This is a genomic window from Aeromonas oralensis (assembly GCF_049665575.1).
Lineage (GTDB): Bacteria > Pseudomonadota > Gammaproteobacteria > Enterobacterales > Aeromonadaceae > Aeromonas > Aeromonas hydrophila.
Map to the genome: position 1 here is coordinate 4,161,156 of NZ_CP187186.1, position 19,343 is coordinate 4,180,498.

The 19,343-nt window shown below is 58.3% G+C and carries 21 protein-coding genes and 2 pseudogenes; 3 read left to right on the forward strand and 20 right to left on the reverse strand.

Translation table 11 applies throughout. From position 1 onward, the window contains the following. Positions 1 to 51: 51 nt before the first annotated feature. From lafA to lfgB, 15 genes and pseudogenes are all read right to left on the reverse strand, one after another. Positions 52 to 890: pseudogene (gene lafA, locus ACPDZI_RS19465) on the reverse strand (lateral flagellin LafA). A gap of 188 nt (positions 891 to 1,078) precedes the next feature. After that, a complete protein-coding gene (locus ACPDZI_RS19470; RefSeq protein WP_207137491.1) occupies positions 1,079 to 1,354 on the reverse strand; it encodes a hypothetical protein in 276 nt (91 codons plus the stop codon). Next, a complete protein-coding gene (locus ACPDZI_RS19475) occupies positions 1,351 to 2,637 on the reverse strand; it encodes a motility associated factor glycosyltransferase family protein (protein ID WP_042864846.1) in 1,287 nt (428 codons plus the stop codon). The genes ACPDZI_RS19470 and ACPDZI_RS19475 overlap by 4 nt, the downstream gene beginning before the upstream one ends. Before the next feature lie 50 nt (positions 2,638 to 2,687). Then, positions 2,688 to 3,689: a hypothetical protein gene (locus ACPDZI_RS19480; protein ID WP_331414188.1), complete on the reverse strand. Its 1,002-nt coding sequence runs from the start codon at positions 3,687 to 3,689 to the stop codon at positions 2,688 to 2,690. Between the two features lie 21 nt (positions 3,690 to 3,710). Continuing rightward, positions 3,711 to 4,610, reverse strand: a complete 900-nt coding sequence (gene lfgL, locus ACPDZI_RS19485) for a lateral flagellar hook-associated protein LfgL (protein ID WP_039213947.1) — start codon at positions 4,608 to 4,610, stop codon at positions 3,711 to 3,713. A 10-nt stretch (positions 4,611 to 4,620) separates the two neighbouring features. After that, positions 4,621 to 5,940, reverse strand: a complete 1,320-nt coding sequence (gene lfgK / locus ACPDZI_RS19490; RefSeq protein ID WP_438833641.1) for a lateral flagellar hook-associated protein LfgK — start codon at positions 5,938 to 5,940, stop codon at positions 4,621 to 4,623. Continuing rightward, positions 5,940 to 6,338, reverse strand: coding sequence for a rod-binding protein (locus tag ACPDZI_RS19495; RefSeq protein WP_331414189.1), 399 nt, complete (start codon positions 6,336 to 6,338; stop codon positions 5,940 to 5,942). Before ACPDZI_RS19495 ends, lfgK begins: the two co-directional genes overlap by 1 nt. Positions 6,339 to 6,346: 8 nt before the next feature. Then, positions 6,347 to 7,450: a lateral flagellar basal body P-ring FlgIL gene (gene fgIL, locus ACPDZI_RS19500; protein WP_331414190.1), complete on the reverse strand. Its 1,104-nt coding sequence runs from the start codon at positions 7,448 to 7,450 to the stop codon at positions 6,347 to 6,349. Between the two features lie 8 nt (positions 7,451 to 7,458). Next, positions 7,459 to 8,129, reverse strand: a pseudogene (gene flgH, locus ACPDZI_RS19505) (flagellar basal body L-ring protein FlgH). Then, on the reverse strand, positions 8,129 to 8,914 hold the full coding sequence (gene lfgG, locus ACPDZI_RS19510) for a lateral flagellar basal-body rod protein LfgG (RefSeq protein ID WP_017409406.1): 786 nt from the start codon (positions 8,912 to 8,914) through the stop codon (positions 8,129 to 8,131). The pseudogene flgH and the gene lfgG overlap by 1 nt, the downstream one beginning before the upstream one ends. A gap of 83 nt (positions 8,915 to 8,997) precedes the next feature. Next, positions 8,998 to 9,732, reverse strand: a complete 735-nt coding sequence (gene lfgF, locus ACPDZI_RS19515) for a lateral flagellar basal-body rod protein LfgF (RefSeq protein ID WP_017409405.1) — start codon at positions 9,730 to 9,732, stop codon at positions 8,998 to 9,000. A gap of 10 nt (positions 9,733 to 9,742) precedes the next feature. Continuing rightward, entirely contained in the window at positions 9,743 to 10,936 is a 1,194-nt protein-coding gene (gene flgEL, locus ACPDZI_RS19520; RefSeq protein ID WP_029304693.1) for a lateral flagellar hook protein FlgEL, read from the reverse strand. 18 nt (positions 10,937 to 10,954) lie between these two features. Continuing rightward, a complete protein-coding gene (locus ACPDZI_RS19525; RefSeq protein WP_029304692.1) occupies positions 10,955 to 11,650 on the reverse strand; it encodes a flagellar hook assembly protein FlgD in 696 nt (231 codons plus the stop codon). A 3-nt stretch (positions 11,651 to 11,653) separates the two neighbouring features. Further along, entirely contained in the window at positions 11,654 to 12,079 is a 426-nt protein-coding gene (gene flgCL / locus ACPDZI_RS19530) for a lateral flagellar basal body rod protein FlgCL (RefSeq protein WP_017409402.1), read from the reverse strand. A gap of 2 nt (positions 12,080 to 12,081) precedes the next feature. Next, the gene (lfgB, locus tag ACPDZI_RS19535) at positions 12,082 to 12,471 is read right to left on the reverse strand and encodes a lateral flagellar basal body rod protein LfgB (RefSeq protein ID WP_005305804.1); all 390 of its coding nucleotides are present in this window, start codon (positions 12,469 to 12,471) and stop codon (positions 12,082 to 12,084) included. A gap of 51 nt (positions 12,472 to 12,522) precedes the next feature. On the opposite strand from lfgB, the gene lfgA reads away from it, so the two are divergent. From lfgA to lfgN, 3 genes are all read left to right on the forward strand, one after another. After that, positions 12,523 to 13,323, forward strand: coding sequence for a lateral flagellar basal body P-ring formation protein LfgA (gene lfgA, locus ACPDZI_RS19540; RefSeq protein WP_438833642.1), 801 nt, complete (start codon positions 12,523 to 12,525; stop codon positions 13,321 to 13,323). Positions 13,324 to 13,399: 76 nt separating this feature from the next. Next, complete coding sequence (gene flgM, locus ACPDZI_RS19545) at positions 13,400 to 13,675, forward strand: flagellar biosynthesis anti-sigma factor FlgM (protein ID WP_017782423.1); 276 nt, start codon at positions 13,400 to 13,402, stop codon at positions 13,673 to 13,675. A gap of 2 nt (positions 13,676 to 13,677) precedes the next feature. Next, complete coding sequence (gene lfgN / locus ACPDZI_RS19550; protein WP_331414194.1) at positions 13,678 to 14,115, forward strand: lateral flagellar protein LfgN; 438 nt, start codon at positions 13,678 to 13,680, stop codon at positions 14,113 to 14,115. A 3-nt stretch (positions 14,116 to 14,118) separates the two neighbouring features. Here the strand turns inward: lfgN and lfiJ are convergent, their stop codons facing one another. The 5 genes from lfiJ to fliFL are packed head-to-tail and all read right to left on the reverse strand — an operon-like array spanning position 14,119 to position 19,331. After that, the gene (gene lfiJ, locus ACPDZI_RS19555) at positions 14,119 to 14,535 is read right to left on the reverse strand and encodes a lateral flagellar protein LfiJ (RefSeq protein ID WP_331414195.1); all 417 of its coding nucleotides are present in this window, start codon (positions 14,533 to 14,535) and stop codon (positions 14,119 to 14,121) included. Positions 14,536 to 14,544: 9 nt separating this feature from the next. Beyond that, the gene (lfiI, locus tag ACPDZI_RS19560; protein WP_438833643.1) at positions 14,545 to 15,876 is read right to left on the reverse strand and encodes a lateral flagellar FliI-like assembly ATPase LfiI; all 1,332 of its coding nucleotides are present in this window, start codon (positions 15,874 to 15,876) and stop codon (positions 14,545 to 14,547) included. Then, the gene (gene lfiH, locus ACPDZI_RS19565) at positions 15,869 to 16,561 is read right to left on the reverse strand and encodes a lateral flagellar assembly protein FliH (protein ID WP_043163919.1); all 693 of its coding nucleotides are present in this window, start codon (positions 16,559 to 16,561) and stop codon (positions 15,869 to 15,871) included. Before lfiH ends, lfiI begins: the two co-directional genes overlap by 8 nt. Before the next feature lie 12 nt (positions 16,562 to 16,573). Next, a complete protein-coding gene (gene fliGL / locus ACPDZI_RS19570) occupies positions 16,574 to 17,602 on the reverse strand; it encodes a lateral flagellar motor switch protein FliGL (protein WP_438833644.1) in 1,029 nt (342 codons plus the stop codon). Beyond that, positions 17,589 to 19,331, reverse strand: coding sequence for a lateral flagellar M-ring protein FliFL (fliFL, locus tag ACPDZI_RS19575; protein ID WP_438834596.1), 1,743 nt, complete (start codon positions 19,329 to 19,331; stop codon positions 17,589 to 17,591). Before fliFL ends, fliGL begins: the two co-directional genes overlap by 14 nt. Between the last annotated feature and the right edge of the window lie 12 nt (positions 19,332 to 19,343).

Here is a 19,343-nt window from a genome sequence, read left to right on the forward strand (position 1 = left end):
GACAACCCTTGTCAGACAAGGGCCGCCCCACAGGAGCGGCCATGCGATTCATTAACGCAGCAGACCAGTTACCATGCCGGTCATCTGGTTGGAGTTGGACAGCACGGACATGCCAGCCTGCATCAGCATCTGGTTCTTGGTCATGTTGGTGCTTTCCTGAGCGAAGTCGGCATCCATGATGCGACCATTCGCCATGTCGGTGTTCTCTTTCATGTTGGAAAGGTTGTTGACGGTGTGCTCCAGACGATTGATGTTGGCACCGAAAGTGGAGCGGGCTTCACCGATCTTCTCCAGCATGCCGTCCATAGCAGTGATCTGGGCAGTCGCATTGGTGGAGCTCAGAGTCACGGCGGCGGCGCTGGTGATGGCAGTGTTGACCGCTTTCACTTGGTGGATGCATTCAAGTCCAGCTTCTCGGTAGCGCTGGCACCAATCTGGAAGGAAACCGCACCGGCCTCGAATTTACCAGAGGATTTCAGCAAGGCAGTGCCGCCGAAAGTGGTGTTGTCACGGATGTTGCCCAGCTCTTTACCCAGCTCCTTGAATTCGGCGTCCATGGCGGCGATGTCTTTATCGCTGTTGGTACCGTTGGCTGCCTGGGTAGCCAGATCTTTCATACGCTGGGTGATGTTGGTCATCTCGTCCATGGCGCCTTCAGCGGTCTGGATCATGGAGATGGCATCCTGAGCGTTGCGCATACCCACTTTTTGACCGTTGGACTGAGCCTGCAGACGGGTGGCGATTTGCAGACCGGCAGCATCGTCGGCAGCAGAGTTGATACGCAGACCGGTACCCAGACGCTGCATGGCGGTACCCAGCATCTTGTTGGTGGAGTTCAGCTGGTTCTGGGTGGTCATGGAAGCAAAGTTGGTATGAATGGACAAGCCCATGGTTATTTCCTCGATTTAGGCGCTGCACTGCAGCTTGTTAGGTAGACAAAATAGAAGGACGACCACGGGTTGGAAAAAATTGAACAAAAGAGAGGGATTTTTCTTTTTATACCTGAGAAGGGCATGCTCAGCGGCAGAAGAGTGGGGCTGACAAAGTGCCAGCCCCGTAGGAATAATCGCAGTGACGATCAGCGCAAGGCGCGATCAATATCATCCAGCAAGACCGGAAGTTCGAACTCCAGGTAGTCAGACAGTCCAACCCAATCATGACGTTCCTGACATTGCAGCAACTGCCTTGCCAGAAGCAGCAACGTTGATTGCAGCTCGACCGGTAGATTCGTCATCAGCGGCGTCAGCAATTGCAGCATCCGTCCGCATTCGAAGCAGGCCTCTTCATCCTTTCCTTCACGCAACAAGGCGGCCAGAGCATCTGCCCCAACTTTGAAACTGACCACATCGATCATCCGGCAAACTCCTCATGGTAACTGGTTCCCAGAATACGGGCCCCGTCCCGGCTGCTATTCATGAAATTCACCTCGGGATGGCGTTGAATATAAACTTCCAAGCCATTCAGATAGATGCAGAAGCTGAGTAGTGTTTTCACCGGTTGACCATGTCCATTGGGTACTGTTCTGCGGCCATAACGGGCATCACTACCCAGTTCACCATCCTGCCATCCGGTGTGAGTCCGGCCTTCAGGAAAGGAGAAATCGGCCCCAAACAGCGTAATGTTGTGGGCCCCCATCCTGACCGCTAGGTCTGTGGCAGGGTGAATAACGCTCCCCCCGGTAAAGAGGGATGCCCGCCGCAATTTTTTCTGCAGGCTGGCATAGGTATCCAGTACCTCATAAGCGCCATAACGCGGGCCTTGCCATTGTGACAACACCTTGTTGTCCACCATGGGGATATAGACAAGAGCAACATGGGAAGAGTACTGAGGATCCAGGATACCGAGGTGAATATGCCGATCTATGGTCACAACAATATCGGGTTTAATTCCTTGGGCCATCAGAGGGCGTAGAGCCGTGTCGACACAGATGAAAAGAGGACGCTCAGGTCGCTCATAAACCGCTTTCAATGCACTCAGATGATGAGCCAGCGTCGGCCCTGTAGCCACTACATAAGCATTCCGCCCTTTGGCTGTGCCAAATAACTGCGCCACATCAGCATCTTCGCGCAATAGGTCAAGATTGCCAGCCAGGCGCTCTGATACCCAGTCCTGCCCGAATTGTTCATTGATTGCCTCAAGCCGACTCTGGATAAGGACTCTATCCCTGATCTTGGCGGCAGATTCATCCGCCAATTCCAATTCCGAAGTGAGGAAAAGGAAAGGGGACATGACCAGCTCATTTTCTTGAGCAAGCAACAGGTTCACCCTGGGGTCAGAAAGCCAGTCCAGTTGTTCCGTCAAATGCAAGACCAGAGCAAAGATCGAGGCATTCATGATCTTCACATTCAGCCGGCGCAGACGCTTGCGCCTCAACAGTACCCGCGGTACGTCACCAAGACCCGTCCCATAGAGGTTCAGCTCCGGAGCCTTTGCCGAAGACATGGCCACAATCCGTTCGGCCTCCTGCATCCTGTCATGACGACTGGTCAGTTGAATGCCGTTGATGGCCAGGGTGGAGCTGAGCCCTTCTACCAGCTCGGCAGGAATACTGTTGACGTCCTGTGCTTGCAGGCACGCCAAAACGGCAGGCCAGCGACGGGCAATGAGCTCTGCATGCTGGGGGAAGTAGTCGATCATATGGGTAATGTCACTTGCAGAAGAGGGATGAAAAAAAGAGAAGAAAATGTTCAGGTCAGCAACGCGACCACATTCTGGCGGGAGACATTTGCTTGTGCCAGCAGGCCGGCCATGGTGCCCATGAAGCCACCCTCCTTGAGTTGCTGGCTGAGCTTGCCCTGCAACTGCTCAAGCTCTTCCTGCTTGAGGTTCTGGCTGCGTGCCTTGACCCGATCAAGCTGCTTGACCATGCGTTGGCGAAACTGTTTCAACTCACGGACAGATTGCTCAATCTCACCCAACAGGCGCTTCAGCCGCTGCTGTTCCTGCTTGAGCTCCCCCTTGTCGATGCCCTCCCCCAGCTGGGTCAACTGCCCAGGTTTGGGTTTGAACTGCACCGGAACAGGATTGCCGGCCGGGATACGGATCCCCTCGCCGCTGAGCAGAACCGGTTCATCCAGTTTGCGTCGATGCAGCTCGGGGACGGTCAGTTCCAGCTTGCCCAGTTCGTTCAAGCGAGCCTGGATGTGCTCTTTGCGCAGAGCCCGATCCAGCCGGGTAACCACCTCCGCCTCATTGGCGCCAGCAGGCAGCATCACTTCAACGGCGCTGCTGGTCTGCGGGAAGGAAAAAACCAGGCGTTCTGCACTCGCTTTGGGACTCAACAGGTCGAGCCGCTCCGAGCCATAACTTACCCGGCTCTCCCCTGCTGACGCCAGCAAGCGGGGCTTCAACTCTGTGGTCAGCGGAGCCTGGGGCTGGGTCAGCTTCTCTTCCAGCAACTTGAGGCGTGAGACCAGATCACCGCTCGTGGCACGGTTTTGGCCAAGCTGCTGCTCGAGACGTTTCAATTCACCCCAGACCTGGCTCAGCGCCTGTTCTCCCCCCTGCGCGTGGGCGATCCGCTGCTGCGCCGTACCAATCAGGGCCCAGCGGTCCAGCCGGACAATATTGGGATGGCGCTCCGTTTTACTGGTTGGCTGGGACGCACTCTGAGCAGTCACACGCCCGCGCAGTCTGGGTTGGGCTGGCGTTTCGGCCACGCCGCCCAAACGGGTTTGTTGAATCTGCATCATGGCTCCCTGAAGCTGAACTTATGGCATGTAATTGAACAGGCTCAGCCCATTGACCTTGGCAAAGGCCTGCTGCTGAACTTGCAGAGCCATCAGCACATGGGCCTGCTGGGTGACGGCACTGGCATAGTCGAGGGACTCTATCTGATTACTCACTTCCTTGCTATAGGTCCCCTTCTCGGCATGCCCTTCATCCACCTGATCGAGCAGATTGATGCGGGCACCAATGGTGCTGACCATCTGGCTGATATCATCCTGCAGTGTCTTGCTCCGACCCAGCATGTCACGGGCTTGGTCGGCTGCATCCGGCGCACCATTTTCCAGGGCATCCACCACGGCATCGAGTTGCTTGAAAAAGTCACCATTCTGGATGAACAGCTGATCCGCCGTCTGATTGAGCCCAACGGTCACCCCCTTAGCGATGCTGACCTCGCGGATCAAGGCATCCCCCTGATACTGATAGTCACCGGTCGGGGTTTTGACGATGGCAGTCTTGCCAACCTGGCTGCCCGCAAAGAGGCTGGAGCCACTCTCATTTCTGGCATTGGCCAGATCGAGCAACCCATCTTTGATAACGGCCGTCTCACTGGCGACCGCCCGGCGATCGTCCTCTGACAATGAGCCCGTAGCAGCTGTCTGAGTCAGCTCGCGCAGCCGCATCAGCATGTTGGTCATGGTTTCCAGCTGCTGTTCTCCTTGGGAGAGCTGGCTCTTGGCATTGGCAATGTTCTTCTGATACTGCTCCATGGCCACCTGCTCTTTCTTCAGACCGAGCAGACGCACACTCCCCACCGGGTCATCCGAGGGTTGCAGAATGCGCTTGTTGGTGGAGATCTGACGATCGAGGCGGGCATATTCACCAAAACCATGCTGCAGGTTGTCGAGCATGCTGAGTTGAATCTGGTTGGTACTGATGCGCATGATCGCTCCGTTAGAACATGTTCAGGATGGAGGTAAAAAGTTGCTCTGAAGTGCTGATCACCTTGGCGTTGGCCTGATACGCCTTGGTGTAGGCCATGATCTTGACCCCTTCCTCATCCGTGTTAACCCCGCTGACGCTGCTCAGCTTGGTGGCCAGCTGTTTCTCCATATTCGCATCAGCCGTCATGGTGGCCTTGGCCTGGCCACTTTGTACCGCCATCTGGCCAAGCAAGGCGCTGTAGGCATCATATTGATCATCCTTGATGGTCAACAGCTCCTGCAGATTGCGGTTATCACCACTGCCGCCACCAGCCTTGGCAAAGGCGAGGTCATCGCCAGTGAAGCCATCGGCAATCTTCAGAGTGCCGGACGGGTTGAGGGGATCATAGGTGAAGAGCGGCTTGCCCGGATTACCATGCAAGTCGACACCGCCACCCTGCTTGGCATTGAAATCATCTGCCAGTTTTTTCGCGATCTGGTTGAGCTCGTCGCGCAGCGGACGCAGAACTGTCGTCCGATATTCCATAACCCCCGCCAGGCTGCCGCCATGCAGCTTGGGAATATCGAACGATTGCGGACCGAAGCTCAAACTGAGCTTGTCACCCGCCAGCGAGAGTGTACTGCTGCTGCCGGCCAGCACCAGCGGCTGGCCCTGAGGCAGGCTCAGTGAGAACGAACCATCACTTTGCCGGTTGACCCGGACCTCCATGAAGGTCGACAGCTCACGTACGATCTGCTCACGACTGTCTTCCAGCACCGAGGTATTGACACCCTTGGACGCCTGCTCGCTGATCTGGGTGTTCAGCTCGGCAACCTGTTTCAGATAGCTGTTGACCTGAGAAACGGTGCTATTGAGCTGATCATCGATCTGCTTCTCCTGGGTCAGCATGCTTTCATTCAATTGGCCAAAGCGGTTGGCCAGCGCCCCCGCCGAGCTGACGATCTGGCTGCGCTGAGCCGGCGTTTCCGGGCTATCTAACGCTGCGCTCAGAGAGGCGAAGAAGCTGTCCAGCCCCTTGGCGATGTTCATCGACTCGCTGCCCAACAGCTGTTCGGTGGTATTGATGTATTGGTGGAAAGAGTAAGAAGCGCCGGTTGCAGAGCGGCTGCGCCAATGTTGGGAGACCAGATAGTCATCCGTGATCCTGCGAACACCGGTTACCTCTACCCCCTGGCCATTATCCAGCCGGCCAAAACCGGACAGGCTGCCCATCATGGCTTCCTGGCGGCTATAGCCGATGGTATTGACGTTGGCGATATTCTGGGCGGTGATATTTAACGCGATCTGGGCCGAGTTAAGTCCGCTAAAACCGATATTGAGCAGCGACATCAGTCAACTTTCCTCATTTTTGCCGAATTCAGAGGCTGACTGAAGGCAGCCAGGGTCTGCTGTTCTGAAGCGACCACCGACTCGGCATTCTTTAATGTCGGCGCCAATTGGCTGACCATCTGCTCTTTCAACCCGATACCGCCGCGCTTGACCATGCTCATCGCCAGCTGGCTGTCATACATGTCGCGATAGAGCTCCTGGCCCTTGACGAGCTTGTCATCCTCGTCCTGCATGGCATCGGAGGCTGAACGCATGTGCTTGAGTACAGTTTGCAGAAAGCTCACTTCGAATTGGCCAGCGGCCGCATCCAGTGCGGCACGCTGATCCGGGTTGCTCTTTATCTGCTGCAGTTCGTTGAGATCCTGATAAAACCCAGGTTCCGAGGTTATTCTGGTCATAGAGATCCTTAGATGACCACCAGCTCTCCCTCGAGGGCACCAGCCTCATCGAGTGCTTGTAGGATGGCCATGACATCATCGGGGGTTGCCCCGAGCGAGTTGACTGCCTTGACGATCACCTCCAGTGAGGTGCCATCCGGCCAGACAAACATGTTGTTTCGTTCCCGATCCACCTGGATCTTCGAGTTGGGGGTCGTTGTGGTCTGCCCATTGGAGAAGGCATTGGGCTGACTGACTGTCTGGCTCTCGCCAATGGTCACTGTCAGACTACCATGGCTGACCGCCGCTTTGTGAACCTTGACCCCTTGACCCATGACCACGGTTCCGGTCCGGCTGTTGAAGACGACCCGGGGGCGCTCCTTGCCCATATCGACCTGAATGTCTTGCAGCAGCGCCATGAACGAGATCCGCTGGCTCTCGTCCTTGGGAGCCGCCACCTGGATCCGCCCCGCACTGACCGCTCTGGCCACCGGCCCCAACTGACGATTGATCTCCCGCTCCACATTGCGAGCGGTCTTGAAGTTGGGCTGGTGCAGATTGAGCGTCACTTCGGGTTTGTCGGCAAAATTGCTGGCCACTTCCCGCTCAATGATGGCGCCATTGGGAATGATCCCTGCGGTCGGCACGTTGATGGTGACAGAAGAGCCCGACTGCCCCTCGGCCTTGACCCCGGCCACCACCAGATTGCCCTGGGCGACGGCATACACTTCCCCATCGATACCGCGCAGTGGCGTCAGCAGCAGCGAACCGCCGCGCAGACTCTTGGCATCCCCGATCGAGGTGACCGTTACATCCACCATCTGCCCTTTACCTGCCAGAGCCGGCAAATTGGCCTGAACCGACACCGCAGCAACGTTCTTGAGCTTGGGATCGATATCATCCGGCAGTTGGACCCCAAACTGCTTGAGCATGTTGGCCATCGACTGGCCGGTGAACTTGACCTGACTCTTGTCACCTGTACCGGACAACCCCACCACCAACCCATAGCCCACCAGCTGGTTGGTCCGCATCCCCTGCACATCAGCAATATCCAGCAAAGCCCGCTTGGCGGGTGCGGCATTGGCCCACCAGGGCAGGCAGAGGCAAAGCAGGGTGATAAACCATCTGTTCATGTAAGACCTCAAAAGGGGGCGAATGCGGAGCTGAAGAAACGCCCCAGCCACCCCATCTGGTTGCTGTCGGCAAGGGCTCCACGCCCGGCATAGGTGATGCGGGCATCGGCGATGCGCTGAGATGAAATACGGTTGCTCTGGTCGATATCCTCAACCCGCACCATGCCACCCAACCGGATATACTCATCGCCCTGATTGAGCCGGATCCACTTCTCGCCGCGGATCCCCAGCACCCCGTTTGGCATCACTTCGGCCACCGTCACCGTGATCGAGCCAGCCAGGGTATTTTGCTGGCTGGAAGTCGCCCCACCATCAAAGTCACGATCCGCGCTGAGTGACGCCCCCAGTCAGAACGCACCTTGCCACCTATGGTCGGTGCCGGCACGTTCATGCTGCTGTTCTTGCTCATGCTGGTGTTGGCTTTCTTGCTCGACTGGGTGCGCTCTTCCAGCACCACGGTGAGAATATCGCCAATGCGATAGGCTCGACGATCCTGAAATAGGGTCATCATGTAGTCGCCGCGATAGAGGCTACCGTCTTCTCCCTTGGCCGAGACGGGCAACTTGGGGCGTGAAGGCGCCCACTTTTCCTCACCCGGTTCGGGAGCCTTGAGCTCATAGGTGGCACAACCGCCCAACAGCAGAGCCACCCACAGATAACGCCACATCGTTTTCATCATCACAGCGCTTGGGTAATGAACTTGAGCATCTGGTCGGCCGACGAGACGACCTTGGCGTTCATCTCATAAGCCCGCTGGGTGGTGATCATGTCGACCATCTCCTCCACCACGTTGACGTTGGAGCTCTCCAGCGTGAACTGCTTGATGGCCCCCATGGCCTCTTCACCGGGCACACCTTCAATGGCCTCACCAGAGGCGCCGGTCGCTCGATAGAGGTTGCCACCGAGTGCTTCCAAGCCGGCAGGGTTGGCAAAGTTGGTCAGGGTGATGCGACCCAGCTCCACATTTTCCTGTTGGCCCGGCAAAGTCGCACTCACGGTTCCGTCGGTGCCGATGGACACCTTGGTCGCATTGTCCGGGATCTGGATCTGCGGCAGCATGGGCAAGCCATCGGAGTTGACCAGCAGGCCTTCGGCGTTGCGATGCCACTGACCATTACGGGTATAGGCGGTCTCGCCGTCAGGGCGTTCCACCCCGAAGAAACCGGCCCCCACGACCGCCATATCCAGCTCCTGGTTGGTGTTCTGGAACTGACCGGGAGTGAACACTTTCTGGGTACCGACCACACGAACACCGTTACCCATCTGGATGCCGATGGGAGACAGGTTCTGTTGATCCTGCTGGGCCCCGGGCTGGCGTTGCACCTGATAGAACAGATCTTCAAAAGCAACCCGATCGCGCTTGAACCCGACCGTGTTTACGTTAGCCAAGTTGTTGGAAATACTGGCCATCTTGGCATCTTGCGCCGACAGACCGGTTTTACTTACCCAAAGTGCCGCGTGCATCTTCGTCTCTCCACCTGATTCATGAGGGCGTCAACGCCCCCTCAATGCGAATTGGCCGTGGCGGGCTGCAAGCCCGCCACTCATCAGCCCTGGCCGGAAATCAACCGGGCACCTTGCCGGGCCTGATCGTCCGCCGTTTTCATCAATTTGACCTGCAGTTCGAAATTGCGGGTCAGCGACATGCTGCTGATCAGCTCGTCGACTGCATTCACGTTCGCCCCTTCCAGAAAGCCGGACGCCAGTACCACCTGCTCGCTGGCCTCGGCATCCCCACCCTGACGCAACCGGAAGAGACCATCCGGCCCCTTGACCAGTTCTGCCGGGTCCGGGTTCACCAGCTTGAGACGACCCACATCCAGCCGGGCACCGCCGCCGGGCGGTGTGATACTGAGTGAACCGTCCTTGCCAAAACTCAGATCCCGATAGGCAGGAAGCACCATTTCCCCGCCTTCCCCCAGTACCGGACGACCATTGAGCGTCAGCAGACCATCGGCATCGCTCTCCAGATTGCCGGCTCGGGTATAGGCCTCTTTACCATCAGCGGTCTGGACCGTGATAAAGCCTTCACCGCGGATCGCCACATCCAGCTTGCGGCCCGTCTGCATCAGGGCTCCCGCCTTGAAGTCGGTACCGGCCAGCTCCTCACGGGCCATAACCCGGCTTGGATAGCCATCACCGGCCAGGGCATAGGCCGACACGCGCTCGAAGTCAGCCCGAAAGCCGGCCGTGTTGACGTTGGCAAGGTTGTTTGCCCGGATTTGCTGGGCCATCAGGGTATGCTGCGCCCCTGACATGGCGGTATAGATAAGCTTTTCCACGCATCAAGCCTTAGAAGGAGTTGAAGAGAACCTGGGTCATCTTGTCAGCGGAGCTGATGGTCTTGGCGTTGGCCTGATAGTTGCGCTGAGAAGTCATCAGGCTGACCAGCTCCCCGGTCAGATCCACGTTGGACCCCTCATAAGCCCCTGCGGTCAATGACCCCATGGTCCCTGTGCCAGGGGCACCCAATACCGGCTGGCCAGAGCTGAACGATTGCTGCCAGGTGGTGTTGTTGGTTTGCAGCAGACCGTTGGGGTTGGTGAAGTTCGCCATCACCACCTGGCCCTGCAACAGGCTCTGACCGTTGGTAAAGGTGGCATAGACACCACCATCGGCATCCACCCGCACCCCGGTCAGATCGCCGGCCGCATAACCATTTGACTGGTTGCGCGTGGCGTTGAAATCGGAGGCGTACTGGCTGACACGGGCAATATCGACCTGCAGGGAGATCTTTTCAGCGCCGGGCGGAGTCAGGTCCAGGACCGGGGAGGTCGTCGGAGACTTCAGGGTACCGTTGGTGTTGAACTCCAGCGTCACCGGTGTGCCTGTCTTGGTGCCATTGAAGGCATAGTTGACCTGCCAGGTGTTGTCGGCCGTCTTGACGAAATACTGGGTGACGGTGTGCTCAACCCCCAGCGAGTCATACACCTTGCTGGACTGGGAATAGCTGAAGCTGTCCGACTTGGCTGGGTCGAACGGATGGGCCGTCTGGTCGATCACGCCGGCATCGGCCTTGAGGTTGGCGACGAACTCCAGCTTGTCGGATGGTTTGGCAGGCAGGCTGCCAGCCTTGACCTGAATGTCTCCCACCACGCCGGACTGCAGTTCGCCCGCATCATTGGTGGTGTAGCCTTGCAGCCGGGTACCGCTGGCGGTGGTCAGGTAATTGTTAGGATCCCGTTGGAACATACCTGCCCGGGTATAGGAGGTCTGGCCGTTGCTGTCCTTGAGCACAAAGAAGCCGCTGCCCGAGATCGCCAGATCCAGCCCACGACCGGTACGGGTCACGTCACCATTGCGGTCGAAGTTCTGGGAAACGTTGTTCATCTCTACACCACCAGCCTGACCACCGCCATAAATGGCGGCAAATTCGGCACGGCTTGACTTGAAGCCGGCCGTGCTGGCGTTGGCCACGTTGTTGCTGATGACACTCAATTCCTGGTTTACGGCGCGCAGGCCGCTCAATCCGATACTGAAAGACACAGTTTCGCTCCTATCTGATTACGCCGATTTGCCGAACTGGATGGCGCTGAAGAGAGGGACATCGCCCACTCCGGCCACCTGTAACATGATTTCGCCTGTACCAGGCAGGGTGACCCGCTCTACCGTGCTGGCCACATAATTCTTGGTAGTGGTCGCCACACCGTTGAGCGAGGCTTTGACCTCGAAGCTGTATTCACCAGCAGGCAAAGGCGGCAGTTCATAGTCGAGGCCACCGGCCTTGCTCTCACCCCAGTTCTTGGTTGCAACCAGGGTGCCGTGCTCGTCATACACCTTGAGCTCAACCTGATCGGCTGCACCGGCCAGCTCCACCTGCCCCCGGATCGCTTTTTCATCGCTCTTGGTCAGTGTCTTGCTCGGAACCATCACTTCCTTGTCGATCAGGTCCGTACTCTGCAGTACCTGCTGGGTATCCATCATGTTGATAGACTTCTGCTGCAAGACTTTCAGGCTTTCCACCCCTTCCACCATGCTGAACTGGGCCAACTGGGTAACATACTGGGCGCCATCCAGCGGGTTGGTGGGATCCTGATTCTGGATCTGGGCAACCATCATCTGCAGGAATTCGTTACGCAACTGCATACCACTCTGGGCATTTTGGCCAGCAGCCGTGTTATTGGGGGCAATCTCCGGTGTCGTGTTGCGCTGGCTGGTGCTGCGGGCCGTATCCAGACTGCTTACCTGAGGCAGGCTCATGACTTACACTCCCTGACCCAGGCGCAACAGACCCTGCTGCATGCTGTTGATACGGTTGATCACCTCGACGGAGGTTTCAAAACCACGGGAGGCACTCATCATGTCGGCCATTTCCTCCACCGCGTTGACGTTGGAGTAGTAGACAAAGCCGTCCTGATCAGCCAAAGGGTTAGTAGGCTCAAGACGCTTCTCGACCTGACGATCCGACTGCACTATGCCGGCAATCTGCACCTGGGCCGATCCCAGCGACTCGGCATCCTGCACCCGCTGATAGAGGGTGGAGAACACCGGCTTGATGGCACGGAAGGCAGCCTCTTCACTGCCCGCGGCACTGTCCACGTTCGCCAGGTTGGAGGCAACTGTGTCCAGGCGAACGGTTTGTGCTCGCATTGCACTACCGGCAATGTCATAGATGCGGTTGAACGACATGATCAGCGGCCCTCGATCGCCTTGGCGATCCCGGTAATTTTCATATTCAGAAAGGTGAGGCTGGTCTGGAAATCAGTGGCATTGTTGGCAAACTTGCTCTGCTCGACGCTGAGTTCGGCGGTATTGCCATCCATCGATACCTGATAGGGAATACGATAGAGAGGATGCTGCATGTCATTGGCCATGCTGCCCTGTGCAATGGCGGCACTCTCGTCACCCGCTGCAACTTGCTGCGCGACACGCCCCAGAATCGTCTTATAATCGACATCCCGGGCCAGATAACCTGGGGTATCTACATTGGCCAGGTTGCCTGCCAGGATACGCGCCCGATCCGCCCGCACATCGAGGGCATAAGGGTGTACACCCAAAGCGCTGTCAAATGAGATACTCATGCTTCATCCTTCTATGAATCAGTCAGACCGGTGCACTCTTTATCAAGACTCATGCCAACCATGAAGAACCTTTATTTCCGCTGGTTACAGCGTCAACAGTGGCTGATAACACGGATAAAAGGGGAAGCACTGTTTCCCGTATGGAAGCGAAGCAACCTGCTGGCTCTGTGGCTGCTGTCATGGCAACTGCTGGCCGAGCCAACCGCCCTGACCCGGCAGCTTGAAGCGCTGTTGCAGGAGGATGCCAGCCAGGCCCTGCATGCCTATCTGCAGCAGCAGGGCTGGCCAGCGCCCGAAGCGGAATATCAGGTCTGGATCTCCCCGGCAGTCACCCATCTGCCGGACTGTTCGCAACCTATCCGCCTGCAGGCCGGCGGTCAGTACCGTCAGCCCTGGGGACGGCGCCCCTACCTGGCAGAGTGTGTCGACCCGGCCTGGCAGGTCAGGGCCAGGGTCGAGGTGACACTGATGCTGCCGGTCTGGGTGACGGCACAGGAGCTGCCGAGAGGCCATGTCATCCGACCGGGCGATCTGATTGAGAAATCACTTGAAGTCAGCCGGTTGCAACGTGGCTTTGTGCCCACCTCAGAGTCTCTGGTGGGCAGCAAGAGCAACCGCAACCTGCGGATGGGTCAGCTGATTGGCGAACTGGATTTGCAGAAAGCCTGGGCCATACGGGAAGGTGAAGGGGTGTTGATCCGGGCTGGCCAAGATGGATTTTCCGCCACAACGCGGGGCCGAGCCCTGGCGAACGGGGCCATCGGCGAGGGAATTCGGGTGAAAAATCTGAGTTCAGGCAAGGAAATCCAGGCCTGGGTGATCGACAAGGGAGAAGTTGAAACCCGTTTTTAACGCAAAGCACGGGTTTGATTTAAGTTACATCGACCTTGGGTCGCTTGTCATAGATAGACCATCAGGAATTGACGTTATGAAGATCACACGCACCGACCCGCTCTATGTTCAGGCCCAGCTGCAACGCAAGCAGGAAGCGCCATCCACCCCGTCGCAGCCACGCGCCAGCCAGGCTGATGCCCAGATCAGCACCACCGCCCAGTTCGTGAATCAGGCGAGGGCCGAGCTGGCTACGACTTCCGACGTGGACATGGACAAGGTCAACCGGATCCGCCAGGCCATCAGCGAGGGCAAGCTCGAACTCGACATGGATGCGCTGGGTCAGGCCATTCTGGACATGCATCGTCGATGAGCATGGACGCTAAACAGAGGGTCAAAGAGCTGATCCTGGGCATTCAGCAAGACGGCACCCGCTATGTCGCCCTGCAACAACTGCTGCTGCGCCAGCACAGTCTGCTGGCAGCTCACGACGTCGACGCGCTGGCTGAACATAATCAGCAGCAAACACAACTGATGATGCAGGTGCAGCAACAGGCGCAACAACGCTGTCAGCATCTGCTGGCGCTGGGATTGAAGCCTGATGAAAAGGGGATGGCGGCACTCATCGAAAAACTGCCCGCCAACCTGCAACACAATGTTGCCAAGCAGTGGCTGCAGCTGGAACAGCTGTTGCAGCAATGTCTGCGTCAGAACGAGCTTAACGGCCGCTTGCTGGCCGGCCAGATAGAAACCATCAATACGCTGCTGGGTCAGGAACCCGCTTATGGGCAGCAGGAACGCTTTCCGGATTAATCCCTACTCCCCTTTCATCATGCGATGCCGCAGACTGGCCAGCTCATCCAGCTGGCGCTGATCGCGCGACTCCAGCTGCCGCTGCTGTGCCTGTTCACGTTTATCCAACAGCAGTTCCAACCCTTTGACCCGACCAAACTGTTTGAGCACCTCTCCCTCGTGTCGCTCCAGATCGAGTCTGGCCAGAGCAGACTGCTGCATTTGATGGGTCAGCAGTTGCCGCAGCTGACCATCCATCTGATGCTTGTTCTGCCACAACAGAGGGTGAAAAGTTGCCGAACCACAGTGCAATGAGCCAATGACCTCCTGCAACCGCAATGCCCGCAGCTCTTCCCGCATGGCATCCTCCCGCAGTCGTTGGCGCTCCTTGCCCATGTTTTCCAGCGCATCCTGCTGCAAACCAAGATAAGACTTCAGCACGGTAGCCCCTTATTGCCTTCCGAGCACTTGTCGGAGCCCGGTGGTGACCTGAGCGAGGGGGGTCTCTTCGTGGATGCCTTGCTGCAGGAAGGCGGCAATGGCTGGATAACGCTGCACGGCTTCATCCATCTGGGGATCGGCGCCAGGCTGATAACCACCTAGCGGCAGCAATTCACGCACCTGCTGATAACGGCCCCACAGTTGACGCAACGTGACGGCCAGTTGCTGCCACTCGGTGGGCACCACTTGCGGCATTACCCGGCTGACCGAGGCACCAATGTCGATGGCCGGATAGTGACCTTCCTCCGCCAGTCTGCGAGTCAACACTATGTGACCATCCAGAATGGCGCGAGCCGAATCCACCACCGGATCCTGCTGATCATCCCCCTCCGCCAGCACCGTATAGAAGGCGCTCAGGGAACCATCCGGGTGCGTACCATTACCGGCTCGTTCCACCAGCTGGGTCAGCATGCTGAATACCGAGGGTGGATAACCTCGAGTCGCGGGCGGTTCCCCTATTGCCAGGGCTATTTCACGCTGGGCCTGGGCATAGCGGGTCAGAGAGTCCATCAACAGCAACACATCCTGACCCTGCTCACGAAAGTACTCGGCGATACGGTGGCACAGCTGAGCCGCCCGCAGCCGCATCAGTGGTGACTGATCTGCCGGCGCCGCTATCACCACGGCGCGAGCCAGCCCTTCCGCCCCCAGGCTGTGCTCGATGAACTCGCGCACCTCACGTCCCCGCTCACCAATCAGGCCGACGACGACTATCTGGGCGGTGGTATTGCGGGTCATCATGCCGAGCAACATACTCTTGCCGACCCCCGAGCCTGCAAACAGGCCCAACCGCTGTCCCTTGCCGACGGTCAGCAAACCGTTGATGGCACGGATGCCAACATCCAGCGGCTCGCGAACCGGTGTACGCAGCAAAGGGTTCGGGGGGGAAGAGAACAGCGCCACATGCTCCCCCTCATCGCGCAGCGGCCGGCCATCCAGTGGCTGCAGCAGGCCATCGACGACACGACCCAGCAGATGTTCACCGACCCGAATCGTCTCTTCTCCGTCGATGGGCAGAGCCCGGGCTCCGGCATAGAGACCGCCCATCGGTTGCAGCGGCATCAGATAGGAGACATCGCGGTTGAAGCCCACCACTTCAGCCAGCAATGGCGTGCCTGTCGCAGTATCGACCCTGCAACGCTGACCCATCACCAGCTGGCAGCCCACCACCTCCAGCGTCAGCCCCGTCACCCGCACCAGCCGACCATAGCGGCGAAAGCCGGGGACATCGTCAAAGCTGTACAGCGCCGATGTGAGCGCCTGTTGCAGGGCTTCATGCATCCTGGGGCAATTCCAGTGTGCTGTTGAGCTGCTCCATGCAGGCGGCAAGACGTTCGCTCGTGTTGACCTCTATGACCGCCGCCCGGGTCTCCAGGCGTGCATCGCCTATGCCCAGTGCCGGGTCCACTTGCAATGGCCACCCCTCGCAGCGGGTCACCCCCTGCTCTGCCAGTCGCTGCCGATCCCCTTCGCTGAGATAGATCACCAGCTCTTCCGAGGTGGCAGGCAGGCTCGCCAATGCCTGTTCTACCTGTTTGAGTACCTGTTGCGGATTGAGCGTAAATTCGGCCTGGATCACCCGCTTCGCCACCTGGGCAACCAGCTGGGCAACCAGTTCCTTCTGTTCCTGCATTCGACTGCGGGTCAGGGATTCCCACTGCGCCTGCAATTTGGCAAACGGCACCATGGCCTGATCGAAAGAGGCTCGCCCTTCTGCCAGTCCCTGGGCAAACCCGCGGGTTTGCCCTTGTTGCAGCCCCTTCGCCTCCCCTTCCACCAGACCGCTGGTCAGGCCCTGCTGGTATCCTGACTGATACCCTTCGTCGTGGCCTTGTTCCAACCCCTGCTGATAGCCGAATTCGAATTGTTCCTGCTGGCTCTGTGCCTCTTCTCCACTCTGTCCCAACGACGGAAAACGGTAGAGGCGGGTGGCTCCCGCCGCCAGCTTGCGCACACTGTGGCTCATGGACGCCTCCTGTTAATTGACGGTGGGTTCTTCGAATAACTGGAATTCGACTTCGCCCTGCTCCACCAATTCGCGGACCAGCTGCATCACCTCTTCGCGGGCCTGTTCGACCTTGCGCAAGGAGACACTGCCCTGTCCCTGGATCTGGGCTTCCAGCGCCTGTGCCATCCGCTTCGGCATGGCTCCCAGCACCACCTTGCGGAAGCTGGCCTCGGTATTTTTCAGTGCCAACGCCAGCAGATCGCCTGGCAGCTCCTGCACCAGACGCTGCAGGGTTTCGTCGGTCTGACGACGCAGCGCCATGAAGTCGAACATGTTTTTCTCGATTTCCAGCGCCATGTCGCCATCGTGTTCGCGCAGCAGAGAGAGCATCTGCTCCTTGTCACCCTGATAGCGGTTCAGAATGTCCGCCACCTGGCGCACCCCGTTGACCTTGGCTCCCGACTGATCGGCAACATAAGCCAGACAACGGTCCAGGGTCAGACGCAATTCTCCCAGCACGTGTTCGCTGACACTGTTGAGACTGGCGACACGAACCAGCAGATCGTCGTGCACCGAACCCGGCAGAGCATCCAGCACGGCGGATGCCGTCTGCGGGGGCAGGAAGGCCAGCAACACGGCCTGCATCTGTGGGTGTTCATTGTGGAAGAAACGGGCAAGCACCTCGGCAGGCACCCACTGCAAACGCTGGATGTCCTGGCTCATCACGTCGCCATACAGGCTGTCGAGCAGGCTGCGGGAGAGGCGCTGACCCAGCGCCAGATCCAGCGTCTGTTCCAGATACTCGCGTGAGGCGCTGCCAATGCCGCTCTGTTCACGGTACTGATTGAAGAACTGCTGCAGCGTCCACTTGGCTTCCATCGAACTGACCCCAGACAGGCCGGCCATCTTGGAGATAAGTCGTTGTACCTCATCACGGGACAGCTTTTGCATCACCTTGGCGGCGGCCTCGGTCCCCATGCTCAGCAGCAGAATCGCGGCCTTCTCCAGATTGTCGATGTCGATGTCGACGGCGTTTTGGTTCAGGTTAACGTTGTTCATTGCCACTCACCCATGATCTGACCACTTCCGCGACACGCGCCGTGTCTTTTTCCACCAGCAGTTGCAGGTGTTTGAGCTGTACTTCAAGTTCGGAGCCAGGCTCTGGCAAAGCCTCCAGATCCAGCGAGGAGAACTGCGGTTCCATCTGGTTGTCAGAGCGGATCAAACCATTGCCCATCGCGGGGGCAGCCAGAGCCGTATCATCATCCCGACGCATGGAAAGACCCACAGTCGGTTCCAGCGGCTCATCTTGCTCCTCGGTCGCGGTTTCCTCAGGCAATTGTTGGGTACGCACCAGATGTTTGACCAACGGTCTGATGCCGAAGAACACCAGCGTCAGGCCAAGCAGGCCGCCCACCAGGTAACGCAGAGAATCCTGCCAGTACGGGGTTTCCCACCAGCTCGACTCGGGCGGAGCAATCGGCACAGCTCCGGTAAAATCGAATACCTGCAGGCTGATCTGATCGCCACGGGTATCGTCAAACCCCACCGAACGTTCCACCATCTGCCGGATCTGCTCCAGCTGCTGCTCATTCCAGCCACCCTTGGGGGCACTCTGCTGGTTCAGCAAGATGGAGACATTCATCTTCTCCAAACGCCCCTGCTGGTAGCGGGTGTGCACTATGGTGCGGCTGTTTTCGTACTGCTTGTTGACCTCTTGGCGCTCGGTACGAGAATCGTTCTTCTGGGCTTCTGCACTGGCCGCCCCCTGATTCTGGGCTGGTTGTTCAGTCTTGGGCGTCGTTTCGGGCGGGCGATTGGACAAGGCGCCGGGGATCCCCAATGCCAACGCATCGATGGTTTTGTCCGACTTGCTGGACTCCTTGGTGACCACGCCCTGTGGATCCAGCTGCTGCTGGGTCTCCTCTACCGCGTTGAAGTTCACGTCGGCAGCAATCTGTACCCTGAAGTTGCCGGTGCCCAGCATGGGATAGAGCATGTCGTTGGCGCGCTGACGGATGTACTGCTCCAGCTTGCGTACATACTCCATCTGCTGCACGCTCTGCTTGCCAAAGCCAGCCTTGTCTCCCAGTTCGGCGCTCAGCAGCTGACCAGCTTGATCCACTATGGTCACCGCCCCCGGCTTCATGCCGGAGATGCTGCCAGCGACCAGGTTGGCGATCGCTTCAACCTGTCCAGGCTCCATGGCCTGACCAGGCTGCAGGTCCAGCATGACGGACGCACTGGGCTTCTCTTCATCCCGGCCGACGAACAGTGTCCGCTTGGGGATCGCCAGATGCACGCGGGCACTGCGCACCGCATCCAGAGAAATGATGGTTCTCGCCAGCTCCCCTTCCAGCGCATGCCGGTAACGGGCTCCCTCCATGAACTCGCTGGTCCCGAGGCCGGTCACATTGTCCAGTCCTTCCAGACCAGCGGGCATGGCGGCCCTTACCCCTCTGGCCGCCAGCGCCATGCGCACATGGGCCAGCTGATTTTCTGGCACCAGGATCTGACCGGAGCTCTTCTCCAGCCTGAATGGCACCTGCTCTTTTTCCAACATCTCCATGATGTTGGCCGTGTCATACAACTCCTGCTTGCCGTAAAGAGGGACGTAGTTCTTGCTGGAGGTCCACAGGATCACCACGATGGTGCCCGCCACGATGGCGGCGAGCAGCGCTATGGTCAGGATGGATTTGTTGTCACGGGACAGACTGCGCCAGTTGCGCAACCCCTCCTGGACGCGTGTTCTGAAGGAATCCGAAGCCCCTTGCGGGGACGTTACCAGTTCAGTCATCAC

Excerpts from the sequence above, each read along its gene's own strand:
- ACPDZI_RS19470 (WP_207137491.1), bottom strand. The coding sequence starts at position 1,354 with ATGATCGATGTGGTCAGTTTCAAAGTTGGGGCAGATGCTCTGGCCGCC.
- ACPDZI_RS19475 (WP_042864846.1), bottom strand. The coding sequence starts at position 2,637 with ATGATCGACTACTTCCCCCAGCATGCAGAGCTCATTGCCCGTCGCTGG.
- ACPDZI_RS19480 (WP_331414188.1), bottom strand. The coding sequence starts at position 3,689 with ATGCAGATTCAACAAACCCGTTTGGGCGGCGTGGCCGAAACGCCAGCC.
- lfgL (WP_039213947.1), bottom strand. The coding sequence starts at position 4,610 with ATGCGCATCAGTACCAACCAGATTCAACTCAGCATGCTCGACAACCTG.
- lfgK (WP_438833641.1), bottom strand. The coding sequence starts at position 5,940 with ATGTCGCTGCTCAATATCGGTTTTAGCGGACTTAACTCGGCCCAGATC.
- ACPDZI_RS19495 (WP_331414189.1), bottom strand. The coding sequence starts at position 6,338 with ATGACCAGAATAACCTCGGAACCTGGGTTTTATCAGGATCTCAACGAA.
- fgIL (WP_331414190.1), bottom strand. The coding sequence starts at position 7,450 with ATGAACAGATGGTTTATCACCCTGCTTTGCCTCTGCCTGCCCTGGTGG.
- lfgG (WP_017409406.1), bottom strand. The coding sequence starts at position 8,914 with ATGCACGCGGCACTTTGGGTAAGTAAAACCGGTCTGTCGGCGCAAGAT.
- ACPDZI_RS19525 (WP_029304692.1), bottom strand. The coding sequence starts at position 11,650 with ATGAGCCTGCCTCAGGTAAGCAGTCTGGATACGGCCCGCAGCACCAGC.
- flgCL (WP_017409402.1), bottom strand. The coding sequence starts at position 12,079 with ATGTCGTTCAACCGCATCTATGACATTGCCGGTAGTGCAATGCGAGCA.
- lfgB (WP_005305804.1), bottom strand. The coding sequence starts at position 12,471 with ATGAGTATCTCATTTGACAGCGCTTTGGGTGTACACCCTTATGCCCTC.
- lfgA (WP_438833642.1), top strand. The coding sequence starts at position 12,523 with ATGCCAACCATGAAGAACCTTTATTTCCGCTGGTTACAGCGTCAACAG.
- flgM (WP_017782423.1), top strand. The coding sequence starts at position 13,400 with ATGAAGATCACACGCACCGACCCGCTCTATGTTCAGGCCCAGCTGCAA.
- lfgN (WP_331414194.1), top strand. The coding sequence starts at position 13,678 with ATGGACGCTAAACAGAGGGTCAAAGAGCTGATCCTGGGCATTCAGCAA.
- lfiI (WP_438833643.1), bottom strand. The coding sequence starts at position 15,876 with ATGCATGAAGCCCTGCAACAGGCGCTCACATCGGCGCTGTACAGCTTT.
- lfiH (WP_043163919.1), bottom strand. The coding sequence starts at position 16,561 with ATGAGCCACAGTGTGCGCAAGCTGGCGGCGGGAGCCACCCGCCTCTAC.
- fliGL (WP_438833644.1), bottom strand. The coding sequence starts at position 17,602 with ATGAACAACGTTAACCTGAACCAAAACGCCGTCGACATCGACATCGAC.